This window comes from Agromyces sp. GXS1127 (assembly GCF_050565425.1).
Classification (GTDB): domain Bacteria; phylum Actinomycetota; class Actinomycetes; order Actinomycetales; family Microbacteriaceae; genus Agromyces.
This window is the reverse complement of sequence record NZ_JBOCIG010000001.1, coordinates 527,444-549,281: the sequence shown is the minus strand read 5'-3', so window position 1 is coordinate 549,281 and position 21,838 is coordinate 527,444. Positions and strand designations below refer to the sequence as shown.

Sequence of the window (21,838 nt, the reverse complement as noted above, 5' to 3'; positions counted from 1 at the left end):
CGCCGTGTTTCGAACCCGTCGCCTGCTCGGTCTGCCGGCGCGCGCCTGCGCGCCGAGAAATCGGTTCCTCAGTCGAGCGATCAAGTTGCCCTGATCCTCGCTCCTAGCCTAGGCTAGCGCCGAGAAATCGGTTTCTCAAATCCCGGAATGGAGCTCGGATGCGCGTCGTCGTCACCGGATCGTCCGGCCGCCTCGGCCGTTCGCTCGCGAGCGGCCTCGCCGCCGCCGGGCACGAGGTGATCGGTCTCGATCGCACCCCGGCCGGCCTCGAGGGCGTCGACGAGCGGACCGTCGACCTCGCCGCGCTCGGCGCGGCAGCCCACGCGCTCGACGAGCTCCGCCCCGACGCGCTCGTGCACCTCGCCGGCATCGCGGTGCCGTTCAGCGCACCTGAGCGCGACATCCTGCTCACGAACACGGCGCTCGCGCACGACGTGCTCGCCGCCGCGGCATCCGCTCGGGTCGGTCGCGTGCTCGCCGCGTCGAGCCCGACGCCGATCGGGTACTCCTCCCCCTCGTGGCGGGCCACCGCGGTGCCGATCGACGAGACGCATCCGCTCGCGCCGGCGAATGCCTACGCCCTGTCGAAGGTCGTCATCGAGGAGACCGTGCGGATGTTCGCGCGCACCGCGCCCGGCGCGTTCGGGTTCTTCCGCCCCTGCTACGTGATCTCGCCCGAGGAATGGGCGGGCGCGCCCACCCAGCAGGGCCACACCGTCGCCGAGCGGCTCGCCGACCCCGCCCTCGCGGCGGTGAGCCTCTTCAACTACGTCGACGCGCGCGACGTCGCCGGGTTCGTCGACGCCTGGCTCGCCGCGCCGGCCGATGCGATCGACGGCGAGGGCTTCTTCGTCGGAGCCGCCGACGCGCTGGCCGAGCGGCCCGTCGCCGAGCTGTGGCGCGAGTTCGCGCCGGCGCTCGGGCCGGCCGCCGACGACCTCACGGGTACCGCGCCCGTCTTCTCTGTCGCGAAGGCACGGGATCGGCTCGGCTGGTCGCCGACCCGCGACTGGCGCTCCGAGCTCGCCGCCGCCGCGGCATCCGGCCCCGCCGCCGCACCCGGCGACGCCGCCCCCGCCCACCCCACGCCGAGTGTTACCGCTCTCGCCGAGACCGACCGGCCCACCGGTATCACTCGGCGCGAACTGCATCACACGGCGGAGGGGACCACCCCGGCCGCCCCCGCCACCGACACCGCCGCCGCCACCACCGGAACGAGGACCGCATGACCGCCCCCACCCGCCGCCTCGACTTCGACGGGGTGCTGTTCTTCCCGGTCACGCCGTTCGACGCCGACGGCCGCGTCGACCTCGACGTGCTCGGCGAGCACCTCGAGACGCGCCTGCCGTTCGGCCCGGGCGGGGTGTTCCCGGCGTGCGGCACGGGCGAGTTCCACGCACTGTCGGCGCGCGAGGCCATCGACGTCGTGCGCACGAGCGTCGACGTCGTCGCGGGCCGCGTGCCCGTGATCGCGGGCGCGGGCGGTCCGCTCGGCCACGCGATCGAGCTCGCCCGCGGGGCGGCCGAGGCCGGCGCCGACGGGCTGCTGCTCCTGCCGCCCTACCTCGTGTCGGGCACGACCGACGGGCTCGTCGCCTGGGTCGAGGCCGTCGCCGCGGCATCCGACCTGCCCGTCATCGTCTACCACCGCGGCACCGCGCGGTACTCGGCCGACGCGATCACCCGCCTCGCCGCGAACCCGAAGGTCGTCGGCTTCAAGGACGGCACGGGCGACATCGGCCTCGCGCAGGAGATCGTGCTCGCCGCCGAGGCCGCCGGGCGCGACGACTGGGCGTTCTTCAACGGCCTGCTCACCGCCGAGCTCAGCCAGGGCGCGTACCGCGGCATCGGCATCCCGCTGTACTCGTCGGCCGCGTTCGCGATGATCCCCGAGCTCGCGGCGCTGCACTACCGGGCGTACGTCGACGGCGACGAGGCGACGCGGCTGTCGCTGCTGCGCGAGTTCTACACGCCCCTCGTGCGCCTGCGCGACGAGACACCGGGCTTCGGGGTGTCGCTCATCAAGGCCGGCCTGCGGCTGCGCGGCCTGCCGGTCGGGTCGGTGCGTCCGCCGCTCGTCGACCCGACGTCCGAGCAGGAGCGGCGCCTCGCGGCGATCCTCGACTGCGGGCTCGCGCTCGTCGAGCTCGGCGGCACGCGTCCGGCCGCGTCGACGTGCCCGTCGACGGCACTGGCGGATGCCGCGGGGGCCGCGTCGCGGTGACGGCGACCATCGCGCGCATCGCGACGCGCCCGATCCGCATCCCGCTGCTCCGGGCGTGGGGGCCGGACGTCCGCGACCTCTCGGTGATCGAGGTCGCGGTCGAGGACTCCGACGGCGCCGTCGGCTGGGGCTTCTCGTGGACGCCCTCGATCGGCGCCGCGGCCGTGCGGGCGCACCTCGACCACGACATCTCCGACTTCGCGCGAGGGCGCGAGGCCGAGGCATCCGCCCTGTGGGACCCGCTCTGGACGCACCTGCACGAGGGCGGCAGCGGCGGCATCACGACGATCGCGATGGCGGGCCTCGACCTCGCGCTGTGGGACCTCGCCGGCCGGCGCGCCGGGCGGACGCTCACCGACCTCGTCGGCCGGCGCCACGAGACCGCGACCGTGTACGGCAGCGGCGTGAACCTCCACTACCCCCTCGACGAGCTCGTCTCGCAGGCCGGCCGTTGGGTCGACGCGGGCTTCGACGCCGTGAAGGTCAAGGTCGGCAGCCCCGACCTCGCGCGCGACGTCGAGCGGATCGCGGCGGTGCGCGAGGTGCTCGGCTCCGACCGCGGGCTCATGATCGACGCGAACCAGCGCTGGAGCCTCGAGCAGGCCGAGCGCGCCATCGGCGAGCTGTCGGTGTTCGACCTCGCCTGGGTCGAGGAGCCGCTCCGCGCCGACGACCTGCCCGCGCACGTCGAGCTGCGCCGCCGCATCGAGGTGCCCGTCGCGCTCGGCGAGAACGTGCACACGCGCTACCGGTTCGCCGAGTTCATCGACGCCGGCGCCGTCGACCTCGTACAGCCGAACGCGGTGCGGGTCGGCGGAATCACGCCGTTCCTCCGGATCGCCGACCTCGCCGCCGCCCGCGGCGTCGGCCTCGCGCCGCACCTGCTGCTCGAGCTCTCCGCGCAGCTCGCGCTCGCGCTGCCCGGCGAGCACCTCGTCGAGTCCGTCGAGGATGCCTCCTTCGCCGCGCTCGGCGCACTCGACGCGCCGTCGCCCGTGGCCGTCTCGGGCGCCACGGTGTCCACGACCGGGCAGCCGGGCCTGGGCATACGCTTTTCAGACGAGCTCACGGATGCCGCGGCATCCGTCTCACCCACGGAGGACCAGTGACCGAGACCGAGACCGAGACCGCCGGACACGCCCGCACCGTCGCCGCACCCGCCGATACGACGCGCGACGAGCTCGACGCGGTGGTCGCCGCGGCGCGCCGCGCGTTCGCGATCACGGTCGCCTCGACCGCCGCCGAGCGCGCGAGCTGGCTGCGCGCCGCCGCCGACGCCCTCGACGCCGCCCGCGACGAGCTCGTGCCGATCGCCGACGAGGAGACCCACCTCGGCGCGGCGCGACTGAACGGCGAGGTGGCGCGCACCACCGCGCAGCTGCGCCTCTTCGCCGACGCGATCCTCGAGGGCTCCTACCTCGAGGCGACGATCGACCACCCCGACGGCACGACCATCCCGCCGCGCCCGGACCTCCGCCGCATGCTGCGTCCGCTCGGCCCGGTCGCCGTGTTCGGCGCCTCGAACTTCCCGTTCGCGTTCTCCGTCGCGGGCGGCGACACCGCCTCGGCGCTCGCGGCCGGCTGCCCGGTCATCGTGAAGGGCCACCCCGCCCACGCGCGCCTGTCCGCACGCACGGCCGACGTCGTCGCCGGCGCACTCGTCGCCGCCGGCGCCCCCGACGGGATCTTCGGACACGTCACCGGCCACGAGACCGGGGTCGCGCTCGTGCAGCACCCCGAGGTCCGAGCGGTCGGCTTCACCGGTTCGCTCGCCGGCGGGCGCGCGCTGTTCGACCTCGCGCAGCAGCGCCCCGACCCCATCCCGTTCTACGGCGAGCTCAGCGCCGTGAACCCCGTGCTGATCACGCCCGCCGCGATCGACGCGCGCGCGGACGATCTGGCGGCCGGCCTCGCGGGCTCGTTCACGCTCGGCGTCGGGCAGTTCTGCACGAACCCGGGCGTGGTGCTCGCGCCCGCCGGTGCGGGCTTCGGCGAGCGCGTGCGTGCGGCGGTCGACGGGGCGTCCGCCGGCCCGGCGACCATGCTCACCGAGGGCATCGCGGCGGCCTTCGCGTCGGGCGTCGCCGGACTCGCCGCTCGCGACGACGTCGAGGTGGTCGCCAGCGATCCGACCGCGCAGCAGGTCGGCACGGGATCGCCCGTCGTGCTGCGCACCACGACCGCCGCCGTGATCGCCGACCCGGGCGCCCTGTTCCACGAGTGCTTCGGGCCGTCGACCCTGATCGTCGAGTACACGGATGTCGCCGACGCCCTCGCCGCCGTCCGTGCGGTGGGCGGCAGCCTCACGGCCACCGTGCACGCCCAGCCGGGCGACGAGCTCGCCCCGATCGTCGAGGTGCTCTCGGAGGTCGCGGGCCGCGTGCTCTTCTCGGGCTGGCCGACGGGCGTCGCCGTGAGCTGGGCCCAGCAGCACGGCGGGCCGTGGCCATCGACCACCTCGATCCACACGTCGGTCGGCGTGAGCGCGCTCCGCCGGTTCCTGCGGCCCATCGCATTCCAGGACGCCCCGCATGCCGCGCTGCCGCCTGAGCTCCGCGACGGCAACCCGCGCGCCATCCCGCGTCGCGTCGACGGGGTGCTCGTGCTGCCCGGCGACGCCCGAGCCGATGCGGACGCCACGGCTGCCGGTGCTCGCGCCGGGCACGCGCCGGCGGCCGGCTGAGCCACCGCGTGGGCGTCGCCTCCTACCTCCTCGCCGCGACCCCGCCCCGACTCGCCGTCGGCGGGATCACGATCGCGATCCCGGTCCTCGCGGTCGAGCAGGGCGTCGGCGTCGCGGTCGGCGGACTGCTGGCGTCCGCCGCCCTCGGGCCGAGCATCGTCGCCGCGCCGATCGCCGGCGCGATGCTCGACCGGAGCCGTCGACCCGGCGCGCTCGTCGCGGGGGCCGGGCTCGTCATCGCCGCGGCGTACGCGTTCGCGGCGTTCCTCGGGCCGGTGCCGGCCTGGGCCGTCGCGATCGCGCTCGTCGCGGCGGGCTTCGTCACGCCGTTCGTCTTCGGCGGGCTGTCGAGCTTCGTGACCGAGGGCATCCCCGACGAGCGACGCGCGTACGCGATCGATGCGCTGGCCTACAACCTCGGCGCGGTCGCCGGGCCGGCCGTGGTCGCCGCGGCGGCGGCGCTCGGCTCGGCGCGCATCGCCACGATCGTCATGGCCGTGAGCGCACTGGCGGGCGCCGTCGGCACCGTGCCGCTGCGGCTCCGGCCGGCCGCCGCGTCGCCGCACGAGCGGCCGTCGTTCCTCGGCACGATCGCCGCCGGGTTCCGCCACATCGGGACGCACCGCCCGCTCGCAGTGGTCACCTGGAGCGGCACGCTCAGCCAGTTCGGCTCCGGCGGGCTCGCGATCGCCGCGGTCGCGCTGTCGGTCGCCCGGACCGGCGACGCCGGCGAGGGCGCGATCATCGTGACCTCGTTCGCGATCGGCGGGCTCCTCGGTGCGCTGTGGAACTCGCGGCGGCCACCCCGCCGGCCGCCCGAATGGATGATGGGCTGGGGCTTCGCCGCGACCGGACTGTGCACGGTCGTCGCCGCCGCCGACCTCGGTCCGGCCTGGGCGATCGCCGCGATCGGCGCGTCGGGCCTCTTCACCGCGCCGAGCGCGGCCGCGATGCTCCTGATCCGCAAGCAGCAGAGTCCGCCGGCGCTGCGCTCCCAGGTCTTCACCGTCGGTGCCGGCCTTCGGGCGGCGGCCGCCGCCGCGGGCGCCGCCGTCGCCGGGCTCGCCGCCGGAGTCGGCGCCGAGGCGCTCATCGTCGCGATCGGGGTCGTCTGGATCGCCTCCGGCGCGATGCTCCTCGCCTACCCGGCCGGCGCCCCCGCCATCGACCGCTCCGGCGACCCACCCTCCCGTGCCGCCGACGACGCGCAGCCGTGACCGTATGCCCTCGCGACCGACCCCGGCACGGCTCCGGCTGCGAGTTCCGGACGACCATGTCGTCCGGAACTTCGCGGTGGATGGGGTCGCGCGCGCGCCCTACTGCGGAACGTTGGTGAAGACCACGTCCTCGTACTCGAACGACGGGGCGGTCTGCATCGTGAGGGAAGCCTCGTCGGCGACCGACCACGCCTCGCTCCACGTGATCGACGATCCGGGCAGGATCGCCGTGGTCGGCGGGATGCCGACCTGGCCGCCCTCGGCGCCGACGTCGAAGATCCGTGTCGCCTCGGTCCCGCCGGACGCGAGCCGCGAGAACACGACGGGCTGCACGTTCTCGGTCGAGTCATTCGTGATCGTCAGCGTGAAGACGAGGTCGACGGCCTGATCGGCGCCCGCCGACAGGTCGGACGGCGTGAACGGCTCCGGCTCGGACACGATCATCGAGACGCCGTTGCTCCACACCATGGTCTCGCCGAAGGCGAGCACCTGACCCTCCCCGGCCCCGGCGCCGGGCTCCTCGCTCGCCGGCGCCGTCGGTTCGCCGAACTCCTCCTCGAGCTGGCGGTCGATCTCATCCTGGATGACACCCGAGTCGACGATCTGCCCGAACACGCCGAACGCCACGACGGCGAACACGATCGCGCCGACGATGCCGCCGACGACCGACAGGATGAGGCCGGTGATCGCCGGCCACTTCCGGCCCTTCATGAAGAGCGCGACGATCGCGAGCACGAACGCGATCGGCAAGAGGATGAACCCGACGACCTGCACGAACGGGATGCACGCGAACACGAAGCCGACCGCGGCGACCACGAGTGCGATGATGCCGAGCACGTTGGTGCCCTCGGCGTCCGGTGCCGGACCCGGCACGCCCGGCCCGGCCGCCGCTCCCCCGTACGCGCCGTACGTCCGGTGCCCCTCGTATCCCGCGGGCGGGACGCCGCCCGGTCCGGCCGGTCCGCCGGTCGGCAGCCCCGCGAACGGGGTCGTGTCGGCGTACGGCGACGACGACCGGTCACTGCCGAGTTCCGCGGCGTCGTACGGTCGCGTCGCCGCCTCGGGGAGCGGTGCGGTGTGCTCGGTCCACTGCGCGCCGTCCCAGTACCGCTGCTGTCCGCGCCCGTCGTCGTACCACCCCGCGGGCGCGCTCGTCGGATCCCCCATGTCGGCGATGATCGCAGCGCCCCGAGGCATCCGCTCGGGTATTTAGCCCCGCGGGGCGGCTCAGACGCCCAGGTCGAGGTCCGCGATCCGCACCGGCTCGCCCGTCTCGAGCGACCGGTTCCCGGCGATGCCGACCGAGACGGCGCGCACGCCGTCGGCGTAGCCGGCGACCCGGCCGAGGGGCGCGTCGTCCGTCACCCGGTCGAACAGGTGCTGCAGCAGGTACGCGTCGCCGCCGCCGTGGCTGCCGATGCCCTCGGGGATCGGCACGACCTGCGCGCCCTCCCAGTGCCGCTGCAGCACGAGCCGCTCGGAGTCCGGCCGCACCTCGTCGACCGGCGAGTGGTCGGGGTGCATGCTCGGGTCGACGACGACGCGGCCGTCCTCGCCGATGAGCACCGCGCCGCGCTCGACCACCTCGAGCTCGGCGCGACCCTCGGTGCCGTTGACCGTGACCCGGTACCCCTCCCATGGCGCGTGCGCGTTCAGCGAGTAGCTGAGCGTCGCGCCCGAGTCGTAGTCGACGAGCGCCGCGAGGTTGTCCTCGATGGTGATGCCCTCGTCGAACACGTCGCGGTCGCGGAGGTAGCCGTCGTGGTACTCCTGGTCGAGGTAGAGCTCCTTGAGGCGCGCGTCGGCGGCGAGGTCGAGCGAGAAGGGCCCACCGGCCTCGCCCGCGCCCGTGCCGCGGCCCGGCCGCTCGCCGAGCCCGCGCGACGCGGCGTTCTCCGCGCCGTAGAAGCGGAGCCCGCCGCTGGCGAACACCCGCACCGGCGCCGCGCCGATCCACCAGTTCACGAGGTCGAAGTGGTGCGAGGCCTTGTGGATGAACAGCCCGCCCGAGTTGGCCTTGTCGCGGTGCCAGCGACGGAAGTAGTCGGCGCCGTGCACGGTGTCGAGCGCCCACTCGAAGTGCACGCTCGTGACCTGCCCGACGCGCCCGTCGGCGATCACGCGACGGAGGGTCGAGTTGCGCGGGCTGTAGCGGTAGTTGAACGTCGTGATGACCTCGCGGCCGGTCTCGCGGATGGCGGCGCCGATGCGGCGCACGCTCTCTGCGTCGATCGTGAGCGGCTTCTCGACGACGACGTCGGCGCCCGCGCGCAGCGCGCGCACGATGAACTCGGCGTGCGTGAAGTCGGGCGTCGTGATGACGACGCGGTCGAGGCGCTCGTCGGCGATCATGCGCTCGAGGTCGTCCACGGCGTACCGCGCGGGCGACGGATGCCCCGCCGCGACGACCTCGCGCTCGTACACGTCGAGCCGGCCCGGGTTCACGTCGGACCACGCGACGAGTTCGGCGACCTCGGGCACGCGCTCGGCGCCGAGCACGGTGCCCGTCATGGCGCCGATGTACATGCCCGCTCGGCTGCCCGCGCCGATGAGTCCGTACCGTTCCCGCTGCGTCATCGCTGCTCCACTCGCTGGTCCTGCTCCCGGGTGCCGCGCGTCCGGTCGAACAGGCCGGGAAAGCGCTATCTCACTACGGTAGCATTGCGACATCCGAGCACTCCGCGGCCGCGACGTCCGCGGCATCCGGCGCCCCCGGCGATAGCATGGGGCGCCTGCCAAAGCCTCGCGAGAGTGCCTCACGGATACGGAGGACGCATGACCGACGACGCCGTCGAGACCCGGCGCGCAGCTCCCGCGACGCTGCACGACGTCGCTCGCGAGGCGGGCGTGTCCCTGGCCACCGCCTCCCGATCGCTGAACGGCAGCACGCGCAAGGTCAACGAGGAGTACCGCCAGCGCGTGCTCGCCGCCGCCGCCAAGCTGAACTACTCCCCCAACCTCTCCGCCCAGGCCGTCGCGCGCGGCACCACGACGACCGTCGCGCTCCTCGTGGCCGACATCGCCGACCCGTACTTCTCGCAGATCGCCGCGGGCGTCGTCCGCGAGGCCGACCGCGAGCGGCTCATCGTCACCATGGCCGCGACCGAGCGCGACACCGAGCGCGAACTCGACCTCGTCCGCACGCTCCGCGGCCAGCGACCCCGGGTCATGATCCTCGCCGCATCACGCCGTGAGGACGACCCCAACAACGACGCCCTCGAGGCCGAACTGCGGGCCTTCGAGTCGAACGGCGGCCGAGTCGCGTTCGTGAGCAGTGCCGCCGGGGCGTTCCGCGCCGTGCAGCTCGACAACCGCGCCGGCGCCGAGGCCCTCGCGCGCGAACTCATCGGGCTCGGCTACCGCCGCTTCGCCGCGGTGACGGGCGCCGAGGGCATCCGCACCGCCGACGAGCGCCTCGCGGGCTTCCGCGCCGGTCTCGAGGCCGGCGGCGGCACGCTCGACCGCATCGTGCGCCCCGCGTTCACGCGCGACGGCGGCTACGAGGGCATGACGCAGCTCATCGAGGAGGGCCTCGACGGCGTCGAGCTGGTCTTCGCCGGTAACGACGTCATGGCCGTCGGCGCGATGTCGGCCATCCGCGACGCCGGTCTCACCCCCGGCACGGATGTCGCGGTCGCCGGCTTCGACGACATCCCCACGGTGCGCGACGTCACCCCGCCGCTCACGACCGTCCGGATCCCGCTCGAGGAGGTCGGCCGACGCGCCCTCCGCCTCGCGCTCGACGAGCCCGGCGCGGTCGACGAGTCCCCCGTGCACACGGAGGTCGTGCTGCGCGAGTCCACGCCGCGCCGCGGCTGAGCGGCGCGCCGGGCCGGCGCCATCCGCCCGCAGCCGCCCGCACGTGAGGGCCCCGGCCCGCCCGAAGGCGAGCCGGGGCCCTGCGCCGCGGAAGCGCTACTTCACGCGCACCGTGAGCGGCCTCGAGGAGGTCGCACCCGCCGCGTTCGCGAACTCGGCGACGTACACGTACTCGCCGGGCGCACGGCCCGCGATCGCGGTCGACGCCGACTGCGCGTTCGGGGAAGCCGCCGCGAGCTGCTGCTCGTCCACCAGCACGCCGTCCTCGTACAGGCGGTAGGAGGTCGCGTTCGTCCCCCACCAGAGGTTCGCGGTCACGACGTAGTTGCCGTCGCGATCCCGGTTGTCGTGCGACAGCACGGGGGCGGAAGGCGCGGCGTCGCGGACCTTCACCGTCACCGACGACGTCGCGGTGACCCCGGCGGCGTTCACGAGTTCACCCGTGTAGACGTGGTCGCCGTTCTCCGTGCCCGCCACGTCGAACGTCGCGAGCTGCGCGTTCGGCGAGTCGGGCGAGAGCAGCTGCGTCGACACGAGCTCGCCGTCCTCGTAGAGCCGGAACACGGAGCCGTTGACACCGTGCCACAGGTTCATCGAGATCGTGTACGCGCCGTCGTGCAGCCCGTCCTCCCAGCCCGAGTCCGACGACAAGATGCCGCGGCCCGGCGCCGCCGTCACCCCGCCTTCGTCCTCGTAGACGAGCAGCGACACCGACGACGCGATCACGAGGCCCGCGTGGTTCGCGGCGCGCACCGTCAGGGTGTGCGCACCCGCGAGGCCCGCGAGGTCGATCGACGCGCCAGGCGACACCGGCTCGCCGTCGAACGCCACGTCGAGGTTGCGCACGCCGGACTCGTCGTCGGTCGCGGCGACCGCGAGCTCCAGCGAGCCCGAGTCGGCCAGCAGCGTCCCGTCGGTCGGCAGGCCCGTGACGACGGGAGCCGTGGCATCCGTCGGCCCGCCCGGTGCCGCCGTCAACGCGAGCTGCGGTGCCGCCGGGTCGGCCATGCCGTCCCCGATGAAGAAGCTGGGGTGCGGGGGCTGGTTGTAGCCGGTGTTCTGCCAGGCCACGGCGACGCGGTACTGCGTGTCGTGCATGAGCGTGCGGATGCGCAGGTCGGTCGCCTCGGTCGTGGCGTAGATGCGCAGCTCCGACGAGTCGGCGCTCCGCCAGGCGATCTCCTCGCGCCAGTCGCCGAACAGGTCGGCCTGGAGGTTGGGCGTGCCCTTCGTGCCGTTGTTCGACCGGGCACCGTCGTCGGCGAGGAGCAGGTCCTCGGACTCGGTCTCCCAGTTCCACTTCGACACGGTCGGGGTGCCCTGGTTCGCCTCGGCGTTCCAGTCGTGGTCGACGATCTCGCGGAGCGGGTCGCCGTCGAACCAGGCGAGGAAGTTCGCCGCGGGGATCTCCTCCGCGATGAGCTCGCCCGTCGCCGACTTCAGCTGCCCGACGGGCGAGTTCCACGCGGCGTCGCCGCCGACCGCCCAGCCCTCGGCGCCCGCGTACCGCGGGTCGATGTCGCCGGATGCCGCGCGGCCGGTGTCGACCGTCGCCGGGATGTCCCACAGGATCTCGCCCGTACGCGCGTCGCGCATGGTCGCGCCGCGGTCGCCCGAGCTGCCCATGTCCTCGTGCGCCGAGAACACCTCGAGGCCGGGTCGCGACGGGTCGAGGTCGGACACGTGCTGGGCGTCGCCGTGGCCGAGGCCCGTCGAGTACAGCAGCTCGCCGTCGTCGTCGATCGTCGCGGAACCGTAGACGATCTCGTCCTTCTGGTCGCCGTCGACGTCGGCCACCGACATCGAGTGGTCGCCCTGGCCGTAGAGGCCCTCTGCGCCCGGCTCGTCGGAGTCGATCACCCACCGTTCGGTGAGCTCCGTCCCGTCGAAGTCGTACGCCGCGACCACGGCCCGCGTGTAGTACCCGCGACTGAAGAGCACGCTCGGGTGCTCGCCGTCGAGGTACGCGACGCTCGCGAGGAACCGGTCGACCCGGTTGCCGTAGGTGTCGCCCCAGGCACCGACCTCGCCGCGGGCCGGCGTGTAGTCGATCGTGTCGATCGCGGCGCCGGTCTCGCCGTCGAAGACGGTCAGGAACTCCGGCCCCTGCAGCACGTAGCCCGAGCTGTTCCGGTGGTCGGCGGCGGCGTTGCCGATGGGCTGGCCGACCCCGTCGACCGTGCCGTCGCCGGTCTTCATCGTGACCTCCGCGCGGCCGTCGCCGTCGAGGTCGTAGACCATGAAGTGCGTGTAGTGCGCGCCGGCTCGGATGTTCGGCCCGAGGTCGATCCGCCACAGGCGCGTGCCGTCGAGGCGGTACGCGTCGAGGTACACGATCCCGGTGTAGCCGGCCTGCGAGTTGTCCTTCGCGTTCGACGGGTACCACTTGACGAACAGCTCGTACTGCCCGTCGCCGTCGACGTCGCCGACGCTCGTGTCGTTCGCCGAGTACGAGTAGGGCTGGCCGTCCTTCGTGTACGCGTCGGCCGGCTTGTCGAGCGGCACCGACAGGTACGACGCGTCGCGCACGCCGAACTCGTCGGTCACGGTGACCTCGACGTCGTCGAGCACGCGCGTGACGAAGTAGGTGGAGTCGGCCGAGCCCTCGGCGTCGAGCAGGTTCGTCGAGTCGTCGATCGGCTCGTCGGTGATCCGGTCGCCGTCGCGGTAGACGTGGAACGCGACCGCATCGGGGTCCGTGCCGAGCATGCGCCACGACACCAGCACCCCGGAGTCGACGGCGACCGCGGTCGGCGCCCGGTCGAGGTACTCGGCCTGACGCTGGAGCACGGTCGGCGCGGGCGTCTCGAACTCCTCGGATGCCGCGGACGCACCTCCCGCGTTCACGGCCACGACCCGGTAGAAGTACGGGATCGTGGTGAGCACGTCGGCGTCGGTGAAGCGCGCCCCCTCGGTGATGCCGACGAGCTCGCCCTCCTCACCGGCGACCTCGGAGCGGAACACCAGGTAGTAGAGCGAGCCGACCGGCTCCGACCATGACAGTTCGAGGGAACGCGCCTCGATGGACTCGAGCGTGATGCCGCTCGGTGCGCCGGGCGCGTCGACGTCGAGGTCGACGAGTACGGCGTCGACGGTGCCCGACGGCACCGACTCCAGCCCCGTCTGGTCCACCGCGGTCACGTGGTACGCGTACTCGAGTCCGATGCGCGCGGTCTCGTCGGTGAACGCGGGCTCGTCGACCGAGCCGATGAACTCCGGCTCCGACTGGAACTCGCTCTGCCGGTACACCTTCCAGGTTAGGTCGTCCTCGGCATCCCACGCGAGCGAGACCGCCGGCGCGTCCGGGTCGGCCGCGACATCCGTCACCTCGAGCCCGGTGGGACCGAGCAGGATCGGCGTGACCTCGAGGCCGTTGATCCGGGTGGCGGCGGCGGCGCCGTGGATGCGCACGGTCAGCTGCCCGTCGGTGACGAGCACCGGCCCGCGGACCGACTCGTTGACGCTCGCCCTGCCCGCGTTGCCCGACCCGAAGCTCCGGCCCTCGAGGTCGAAGTTCGTGCGGGTCGAGCCGATCCAGTCGCCCGAGTAGGTCTTCACCGAGTAGGTGCCGTTCGGCACGTCGAGCAGGAACTCGGCCGAGTCGCCGGGCAGCACGAAGTCGCGCTGCAGGTCGTTCGGCACGCCGTCGGTCGAGCCGCGGTCGCGGTCGCCGAGGCCGGCAGTGCTCGCGAAGCCGAAGCCGCGCTCGGCGTCGTAGCCCGTGCCCGGGTTCACCGCCGTGTAGCCGGTCATCACCGGCTGCGTGGCCGGCCCGAAGTCGAACTTCCAGCGCGCCTGCTTGGTCGTGAAGGTCACGATGTCGGATGCCGCGGACTCGCCGCGCCCGTTGACCGCGACGACGGAGTACCGGTAGGTCGCGCCCTCGAGGAGTCCCTGCACGATGGAGCTCGTCTGCGTCGTGGTGCCGACGAGCGACCACGAGTTCTCGGGATCGCCGACGAGCTGCCGGTGGATCTTGTAGATGTCGGCCGTGGCCGAGGCATCCCACTGCAGGACCGCGCCGGCGTTCGAGATCGACCCGGCGACGAGGTTCGCCGGGGCCGGCGGCACCTCGGCGGGCGGTTCGACGTCGACGACGGATGCCGCCAGCGGATCGTCGAGCTCGCGCACGTCCTGTGCGATGAGCCGGGCCATCTGGATGGCGCCGTACTCCTGGAAGTGCGTGTCGTCGGCGATGCCGGCGGGCCGGTTCGGGAAGATACCCGGGTCGACGTGCAGGAACACCGCCTTCGCCGCCTCGGGGCCGATCTCGTTCAGGTAGGCCCGGCTCGAGGCCGACAGGTCGACGAGGAGCACGTCCTCCTCGACCGCGAGCTCGGTCATCTTCGCGACGTACTCCGGGAAGCTCACGTTGAAGATCCCGGTCTCGGGGTCGAAGCTGCGCCGCGAGACGGGCGTGACGAGCACGGGCGTGGCGCCGCGCTGGCGCGCGCCCTCCACGTAGACCCGCAGGTACTCCTTGTAGTCCTCGGGGCTCGCGTAGCGGTCGTCGACGCCCTGGGTCGCGTCATTGTGCCCGAACTGCACGAAGAGGTAGTCGTCGGGGCGGATGCCGCGGAGGATCTCGTCGAGCCGGCCCTGGCTGATGAAGTTCTTCGAGCTGCGGCCGCCGATCGCGTGGTTCGCCACGGCGACGTCATCGGCGAGGAACCGGTCGAGCATCTGGCCCCAGCCCGCCTGCGGCGCCCACGCGATGGGGTCGTAGGTCTGCACGGTCGAGTCGCCGGCGACGAAGATCGTCGGCTCGGCGCCCGCGAGGCGCTCCGCCTGCCGGGTGATGACGAGCGAGTTGATCGCGGCGGCGTCGCCGGTGACCTCGAGCGTGAGGCGACCGTCGACGAGCGCGATGGGGAACGACATCGCGAGGTACTCGCCGGCCGCCTTGGGCTGCAGCTGCACCTTGGCCATCGACTCCGCGGTGATCGCGAGCGAGGTCGCGGCCTGCGCGTCGCCCGCGACGAGCGCGACCGAGTAGTCGCCCGCACCGAGGTCGACCTCGAAGGTGCCGCCCTGCGCGAGCACGAAGTCGCTGCGGAGCGCGTCGTCGCCGCCGCGGTCGACGTCGGCCTCGCCTGCCGAGGTGGTGGGCGCGACCGAGAAGCCGTAGCCCCATTCGCCGTCGAAGGCGGTGCCCGAGGTCACGGGTAGCGCGCCGTCGGCGACGGCACCCGGGCCGAAGTCGAAGGTGACGACGTCGCCGGCCGGAATCGGGTCCGGTGCGTCGTAGACGGGCGACTCGACGACGGCGGATGCCGCGGACGACCCCGCCTCGTTCCGTGCCGTCACCCGGTAGGACCAGGGCCGCTCGACGTCGACGCCCGCGTCGAGGTGACCGGGCTCGGTGACGACGGCGATCTCCGCGAACGCGTCGGCCGCGCCATCCGCTCGCTCGATGACGTACTCGGCCGCGTTCGGCACGGCGCTCCAGGTCAGCGTCACGCCCGCGCGCGTCACCTGCGCGACGGCGAGGTCGGCGGGCGCGGCAGGCGGCTGGAGCGGCGGGATCTCGCCCGTGAGGACGGGCGGCTCGCTGCGCGGCGACTCGAGGCCGTCGGCCCCGACGGCGCTGACCGCGTACGCGTACGACGCGCCCACCGCGACGGAGGCGTCGGCGTAGGCGGCATCCGTCGCCTCGCCGATTACGGCGAACTCGCCCGCGACGGGCATGCCTGCGTCGTCGAGGGTCACGGGAGCGCGGTGGACCCGGTAGGCGGATGCCCCGTCGACGGCGGTCCAGGCCAGGTCGACGCCGTCGTGCGCGATGCGCGTGATCGACAGGTCGGCGGGCGCGGCCGGCGCTTCGGGCACGACCGGCGTCACGACGATGCCGTTGACGTAGCCGCCCGCGCCGGCGCCGGTGATGCCGACGGTCAACTGGCCGTCGGCGACCGTCGTCCGCCAGGTCTGGGATGCGACGACCTGACGCGTCGAGATGCGTCCGGCCTCGGCGCCCTCGAGCGAGACGCTCGTGGCGGTGGTGGACGTCCCGGGCAGTTCGTCGCCCGAGAGGACGGTGACGTCGTAGGTGCCGTCGGCCAGGTCGACGACGAACTCCCACGCCGTCGCAAGGACGAAGTCGTTGTTGACCGGGTCGATCGGCACGGTCGAGCCGTCGGTCTGACGCCAGCGCGAGATGGGCGAGACGCCCTCGGCCGGGACCGGGCCGTAGCCCTGCTCGGCGGAGTACCGGGTCGCCTCGGTCACCTGGACGGCGCCGTCGGCGACGGGGCTCGCAGCCGTGCCGAAGTCGAAGCGGTAGGCGCCGTCGGCGCCGGGTTCGAGGCCCGCCGCGGCGGCGGGCGTCGCGGTCAGCAGCGAGCCGACGACGGCGACGGCGGCGCCGATCGCGAGGGTGCGCGCCGAGACGCGGCGGCCGACGTCGGTGCGCTGGGGCGCGCGCGAACGCGAGCGTGAGCGTGTCGGAGGAGGCGTCGGATCGACGTCGACGGCGCGGTCTCTGCGCACGGGTGGGTAGGGCACGGTTCCTCCTCGGACAGCGTTGGCAAAGGACGCGCGCACGACGAACACCGCCGTTGGACGGCGTTCGATGGCGCACTGAACCGGGCGTGTACGGACTCGCCCCCGGTCGATCGCCTCGAGCGTTGGAAAGCGCTGTCCGCGACCGTGGGCGACATACTGACACGTTTCATGCGGCCCCCACAAGGGGCACGTCGCCCATGACCCGTGTCATCCTGCGAACTCGCACCAGCGTCGCGCCATCCGCCCGCACGCGCATCACCGCACCGCCCCCACACCACCGGGGTGTTGCGCGAACCGCACGCGGTGTCCTACACTCGGGTAAACGCTTTCCGCAGCGGCGCGGCGGCCGGTATCGACACCACGGCCCGTCTCCCGCTCCCGGCACCGAAGAGGAACCACCGTGGCAGACGCGACGACCCCGAAGTCCATCGGCATCATCATGAACGGCGTCTCCGGCCGCATGGGCTACCGCCAGCACCTCGTGCGCTCGATCCTCGCGATCCGCGAGCAGGGCGGCGTACTCCTCGCCGACGGCGAGACCCGCGTGCAGGTCGAGCCGATCCTCGTCGGCCGCAGCGAGAAGAAGCTCGCCGACCTCGCCGCGAAGCACGGCATCGAGCACTGGACGACGAACCTCGACGAGGCCATCGCCGACCCGCGCTGGGAGATCTACTCCGACTTCCTCGTCACCAAGGCCCGCGCCGCCGCCATCAAGAAGGCCATCGCGGCAGGCAAGGCGATCTACACCGAGAAGCCGACGGCCGAGAGCTTCGAGGAGGCGCTCGAGCTCGCGAAGCTCGCCGCCGACGCGGGCGTGAAGAACGGCGTCGTGCACGACAAGCTCTACCTTCCGGGCCTGCAGAAGCTGAAGCGCCTCATCGACAGCGGCTACTTCGGCCGCATCCTGAGCGTCCGCGGCGAGTTCGGCTACTGGGTCTTCGAGGGCGACTGGCAGCCCGCGCAGCGCCCCAGCTGGAACTACCGCGCGGAGGACGGCGGCGGCATCATCGTCGACATGTTCCCGCACTGGAACTACGTGCTCGAGAACCTGTTCGGCCGCGTCGAGTCGGTCTACGCGAAGGCGGTCACCGAGATCCCCGAGCGCGTCGACGAGCAGGGCCAGCGCTACCAGGCGACGGCGGATGACGCGGCCTACGCGATCTTCGAACTGGAGGGCGGCGTCACGGCGCAGCTCAACTCCAGCTGGACCACGCGCGTCAACCGCGACGAGCTCGTCGAGTTCCAGGTCGACGGCACGCACGGCTCGGCCGTCGTGGGCCTCTTCGGCTGCAAGATCCAGCCGCGCAACGCGACCCCGAAGCCCGTGTGGAACCCCGACCTCGCCGACGAGCACGACTACGCGGGCGACTGGATCGAGAGCCCCGGCAACCGCGAGTTCCAGAACGGCTTCAAGGAGCAGTGGGAGGAGTTCATCCGCCACGTCGTCGAGGACGCCCCGAACGAGTTCGACTTCCTCGCCGGCGCGCGCGGCGTGCTCCTGGCCGAGGAGGGCCTGCGCTCGAACGCCGAGGGCCGCCGCATCGAGATCCCGGTCGTCGCGCTCGACGCGCCGGTCGAGACGGTCGAGGTGCCGGGCGACGCGTCCGAGCTGACCGGGGCGCGCTGACCATGACCACGCTCACGCTGCTGGGGGCGGATGGCGCGACCCGCGCCGTCGCACTGAACCCGCCGCCCGCCTTCGCGAAACCGCGGAAGCCGCTGGGCTCGCGCGTCGCGTACGCCGCCGCGCATGTCGTGCCGAAGGCCCACGCCGACAACACGCCGGGGCAGCCGGCCGAGATCGACTGGGACGCGACGCTCGCCTTCCGTCACCACGTGTGGTCGTGGGGCCTCGGCGTCGCCGACGCCATGGACACCGCGCAGCGCAACATGGGCCTCGATGCGGCCGCGACGCGCGAACTCATCTCCCGCAGCGCCGCCGAGGCGGCGTCGGCGGGCGGAAACCTCGTCGTCGGCGTGAATACGGACCACGTCGGCGACGAGTCCCTCTCCCTCGAGCAGGTGATCGACGCCTACACCGAGCAGCTGCACCACGCGGAGGACTCCGGCGCCGGCGCCGTGCTCATGGCGAGCCGGCACTTGGCCCGGGCTGCGCAGAGCGCCGACGACTACCGCCGCGTCTACCGCGAGGTCCTGTCGAAGGCGGGCGCCCCGGTCGTGCTGCACTGGCTCGGCACCGCGTTCGACCCGGCGCTCGAGGGCTACTTCGGCTCGACCGACACGGATGCCGCGGCGGCGACGCTCCTCCAGGTCATCGAGGCGAACCGCGAGAAGGTGCAGGGCGTGAAGATGAGCCTGCTCGACGCGGATGCCGAGGTCTCGGTGCGTCGACGCCTGCCCGAGTCCGCCCGCATGTTCACCGGCGACGACTTCCACTACGTCGGCCTCATCGAGGGCGACGACGAGGGTCACTCCGACGCGCTCCTCGGCGCGTTCGCGGCGCTCGCACCGAACGCCTCGGCCGCGATCCAGGCGCTCGACCGAGACGACGTCGGCGAGTACCGGCGCATCCTCGGGCCGACCGAAGAGCTCTCGCGACAGGTCTTCGCGGCCCCGACGTACTACTACAAGACGGGCGTGGCGTTCCTCGCCTGGCTGAACGGGCACCAGCCTGCGTTCCAGATGGTCGGCGGCCTGCACGCCGCGCGCAGCCTCCCGCACCTCTCGCGCATCGTCGAGCTCGCGAACGGCTCCGGCGCACTCGAGCGCCCGGAACTGGCGGCGGCCCGCTGGCACGAGCTGCTGACGATCAACGGCGTCGACACGACCCGGGCGGATGCCGCATCTGCGACGCCCGCCGGCGCGCCCGCCGCGGCGCCAGCCTCCGAGGCGGTCCCGGCATGAGCGCCCACCCCCGCCTCTCGCTGAACCAGGCGACGATCAAGCACGCCTCGCTCCAGGAGGCGCTCGACGTGACCGCCGGGGCCGGCTACCAGGCGATCGGCCTGTGGCGCGAGCCCGTCGCCGAGGTCGGCCTCGCCGAGGCATCCGCTCGCCTGACCGACTCGGGGCTGCGCTTCACGAGCCTCTGCCGGGCCGGCTTCTTCACGATGCCCGAGGGCCCCGAGCGGCGCGCATCCATCGACGACAACCGCCGCGCCATCGAGGAGACCGCGACGCTCGCCGCGGCCGGCGCGCCCGGTTCGACGGCCGTGCTCGTGCTCGTCGCCGGCGGCCTGCCCGAGGGCTCCAACGACCTCGTCGGTGCGCGCGCCCGCGTCGCCGACGCCCTCGCCGAGCTGGTTCCGGACGCCGCAGCTGCGGGCGTGCAGCTCTCGATCGAGCCGCTCCACCCGATGTACGTCTCGGACCGCGCGGTCGTGTCGACGCTGAAGCAGGCGCTCGACCTCGCGGCGCCGTTCGCCCCCGAGACGGTCGGCGTCGAGATCGACACGTTCCACGTCTGGTGGGACCCGGAGGCGCTCGACCAGGTCGCGCGCGCGGGCCGCGAGGGCCGCATCGCGAGCTACCAGGTGTGCGACTGGAAGACCCCGCTGCCCGCCGACGTGCTGCTCGCGCGCCACTACCCGGGCGACGGCGTCATCGACTTCGCCGCCTTCACGGCGGCCGTCGAGGCGACGGGCTACGACCGCGACATCGAGGTCGAGCTCTTCAACGCCGACATCTGGGCGACGCCGCACGCCGACGTGGTCGCGCGCACCGCGGCCGCCTTCGACGCCGTCGTCGCACCGCACCTCGCGGCCGCGGCCGCCCCGACCGCGGCCGGTGTGAGCCGATAGCCTGCCCCCACCCGTCGTCCCGGACGTCCGCCCCTCGCCCGAGGCGCGCGTCCGGGATGACGCACTGCCGGAGCCGACCAGGAAGCGCAGCACCGCGATGACGCAGACCGCCCGCATCACCGTCCACCCGTCGTTCGTCGTCGGTGCGATCGACCGCCGCATCTTCGGATCGTTCGTCGAGCACCTCGGGCGTGCGGTCTACACGGGCGTCTTCGAGCCGGGTCACCCCACGGCCGACGCCGACGGCTTCCGCGAGGACGTCATCGACCTCACGCGCGAACTCGGCACGAGCCTCGTGCGCTACCCCGGCGGCAACTTCGTGTCGAACTACTTCTGGGAGGACGGCGTCGGCCCCGTCGACGAGCGCCCGACGCGGATCGACCTCGCCTGGCGCACGGTCGAGCCGAACACGTTCGGCACCGACGAGTTCATGCGCTGGGCGCGCCGGGCTGACGTCGAGCCCATGATGGCGGTGAACCTCGGCACGAGGGGCCCGGATGCCGCGGCGAACCTCGTCGAGTACTGCAACGTGCCCGGCGGCACCGCGTGGAGCGACCGCCGCCGCGCGAACGGCGCCGAGGAGCCGTACGCCGTGAAGCTCTGGTGCCTCGGCAACGAGATGGACGGGCCGTGGCAGATCGGCCACAAGACCGCGGACGACTACGGCAAGCTCGCGAGCCAGGCCGCGCAGGCGATGCGCCGGGTCGACCCGTCGATCGAGTTCGTGGTGTGCGGCTCGTCGAGCCGCGAGATGCCGACGTTCGGCGAGTGGGAGCGCGTGGTGCTCGAGCACACGTTCGACGACGTCGACTACATCTCGGTGCACGCCTACTACCAGGAGCGAGACGGCGACCGGGCGTCGTTCCTCGGATCCGCGGCATCCTTCGAGGCGTTCATGCACGAGGTCGTCGCCACGGCCGACGCGGTCGCCGCCCGCCGCCACTCGCCCAAGCGCCTGAAGCTCTCGGTCGACGAGTGGAACATCTGGTACATCTCGGAGTTCCCCGGCGAGGACAACCTGGCCCTGCTCGAGGAGCCCCGGCTCATCGAGGACGTCTACTCGGGCCTCGACGCGGTCGTCGCGGGCGACCTGCTGGCGACGCTCATCCGCAACGCCGACCGCGTCGCGATCGCGTGCCTCGCGCAGCTCGTGAACGTGATCGCGCCGATGCTCACCGAGCCGGGCGGCGATGCGTGGAAGCAGACCACGTTCCACCCGATCGCGCTCATCGCCGCGCACGCGCGGGGCGTTGCGCTCGATGCGCGCGTCGAGGGGCCGGCCCTGGCGACCGACAAGCACGGCGAGGTCGCCGGCGTCTCCGGCACCGTGACGTGGGATGCCGCGGACGGCTCGCTCGTCGCGATCCTCGTGAACCGCACGGCCGAGCCGGTCGACGCGGCCGTGGAGCACCTCGGCTTCGCCGACGTCGCCCTCGTCGAGGCATCCGTCATCGTCGCCGACGACAACCTGCGGGGCGCCTCGTCGACGGATGCCGCGGCCGACCTCGCCGCACGCGGCGCCGCCGCTGCTCCGCGCCCGCTCGAGGGCGTGTCGACGGCCGGCGACGTGACGACCGTGGCGCTGCCGGCCGAGTCCTGGGCGCTGGTGCGGTTCACCGCCCGCGTGGCGTAG

At 73.3% G+C, this 21,838-nt stretch carries 13 protein-coding genes; 10 read left to right on the top strand and 3 right to left on the bottom strand.

Annotated features, from left to right (window positions below):
• The first annotated feature begins 158 nt into the window (after positions 1 to 158).
• Genes ACQ393_RS02500 through ACQ393_RS02480 form a run of 5 tightly spaced genes read left to right on the top strand, consistent with a single transcriptional unit; the run spans position 159 to position 6,124 of the window.
• Positions 159 to 1,229 carry an NAD-dependent epimerase/dehydratase family protein gene (locus ACQ393_RS02500; RefSeq protein WP_430645239.1) on the top strand — a complete coding sequence of 357 codons (1,071 nt, stop codon included), beginning with the start codon at positions 159 to 161 and terminating at the stop codon, positions 1,227 to 1,229.
• The gene (locus ACQ393_RS02495; protein ID WP_430645238.1) at positions 1,226 to 2,224 is read left to right on the top strand and encodes a 5-dehydro-4-deoxyglucarate dehydratase; all 999 of its coding nucleotides are present in this window, start codon (positions 1,226 to 1,228) and stop codon (positions 2,222 to 2,224) included. The genes ACQ393_RS02500 and ACQ393_RS02495 overlap by 4 nt, the downstream gene beginning before the upstream one ends.
• Positions 2,221 to 3,333 carry a mandelate racemase/muconate lactonizing enzyme family protein gene (locus ACQ393_RS02490; protein ID WP_430645237.1) on the top strand — a complete coding sequence of 371 codons (1,113 nt, stop codon included), beginning with the start codon at positions 2,221 to 2,223 and terminating at the stop codon, positions 3,331 to 3,333. The genes ACQ393_RS02495 and ACQ393_RS02490 overlap by 4 nt, the downstream gene beginning before the upstream one ends.
• Positions 3,330 to 4,907, top strand: coding sequence for an aldehyde dehydrogenase (NADP(+)) (locus ACQ393_RS02485; protein WP_430645236.1), 1,578 nt, complete (start codon positions 3,330 to 3,332; stop codon positions 4,905 to 4,907). The genes ACQ393_RS02490 and ACQ393_RS02485 overlap by 4 nt, the downstream gene beginning before the upstream one ends.
• An 8-nt stretch (positions 4,908 to 4,915) precedes the next feature.
• The gene (locus ACQ393_RS02480) at positions 4,916 to 6,124 is read left to right on the top strand and encodes an MFS transporter (RefSeq protein WP_430645235.1); all 1,209 of its coding nucleotides are present in this window, start codon (positions 4,916 to 4,918) and stop codon (positions 6,122 to 6,124) included.
• A 99-nt stretch (positions 6,125 to 6,223) separates the two neighbouring features.
• Here ACQ393_RS02480 and ACQ393_RS02475 read toward each other — a convergent pair whose 3' ends face one another.
• Together ACQ393_RS02475 and ACQ393_RS02470 are read right to left on the bottom strand one after the other, a co-directional pair.
• A complete protein-coding gene (locus tag ACQ393_RS02475; RefSeq protein ID WP_430645234.1) occupies positions 6,224 to 7,291 on the bottom strand; it encodes a DUF2510 domain-containing protein in 1,068 nt (355 codons plus the stop codon).
• 60 nt (positions 7,292 to 7,351) lie between these two features.
• Positions 7,352 to 8,701: a Gfo/Idh/MocA family protein gene (locus tag ACQ393_RS02470; protein ID WP_430645233.1), complete on the bottom strand. Its 1,350-nt coding sequence runs from the start codon at positions 8,699 to 8,701 to the stop codon at positions 7,352 to 7,354.
• Positions 8,702 to 8,899: 198 nt separating this feature from the next.
• On the opposite strand from ACQ393_RS02470, the gene ACQ393_RS02465 reads away from it, so the two are divergent.
• Complete coding sequence (locus ACQ393_RS02465; protein ID WP_430645232.1) at positions 8,900 to 9,943, top strand: LacI family DNA-binding transcriptional regulator; 1,044 nt, start codon at positions 8,900 to 8,902, stop codon at positions 9,941 to 9,943.
• Positions 9,944 to 10,039: 96 nt separating this feature from the next.
• On the opposite strand, the gene ACQ393_RS02460 is transcribed toward ACQ393_RS02465, so the two are convergent.
• Entirely contained in the window at positions 10,040 to 16,444 is a 6,405-nt protein-coding gene (locus tag ACQ393_RS02460) for a fibronectin type III domain-containing protein (RefSeq protein WP_430645231.1), read from the bottom strand.
• A 439-nt stretch (positions 16,445 to 16,883) separates the two neighbouring features.
• Between ACQ393_RS02460 and ACQ393_RS02455 the strand changes: the two genes are divergently transcribed.
• The 4 genes from ACQ393_RS02455 to ACQ393_RS02440 all read left to right on the top strand — a co-directional run bounded on the left by ACQ393_RS02455 (position 16,884) and on the right by ACQ393_RS02440 (position 21,838).
• On the top strand, positions 16,884 to 18,071 hold the full coding sequence (locus tag ACQ393_RS02455; protein WP_430645337.1) for a Gfo/Idh/MocA family protein: 1,188 nt from the start codon (positions 16,884 to 16,886) through the stop codon (positions 18,069 to 18,071).
• Positions 18,072 to 18,073: 2 nt separating this feature from the next.
• Positions 18,074 to 19,309 carry a dihydrodipicolinate synthase family protein gene (locus ACQ393_RS02450; RefSeq protein WP_430645230.1) on the top strand — a complete coding sequence of 412 codons (1,236 nt, stop codon included), beginning with the start codon at positions 18,074 to 18,076 and terminating at the stop codon, positions 19,307 to 19,309.
• Complete coding sequence (locus ACQ393_RS02445) at positions 19,306 to 20,205, top strand: sugar phosphate isomerase/epimerase family protein (RefSeq protein WP_430645229.1); 900 nt, start codon at positions 19,306 to 19,308, stop codon at positions 20,203 to 20,205. The genes ACQ393_RS02450 and ACQ393_RS02445 overlap by 4 nt, the downstream gene beginning before the upstream one ends.
• A gap of 97 nt (positions 20,206 to 20,302) precedes the next feature.
• Positions 20,303 to 21,838: an alpha-N-arabinofuranosidase gene (locus ACQ393_RS02440; protein ID WP_430645228.1), complete on the top strand. Its 1,536-nt coding sequence runs from the start codon at positions 20,303 to 20,305 to the stop codon at positions 21,836 to 21,838.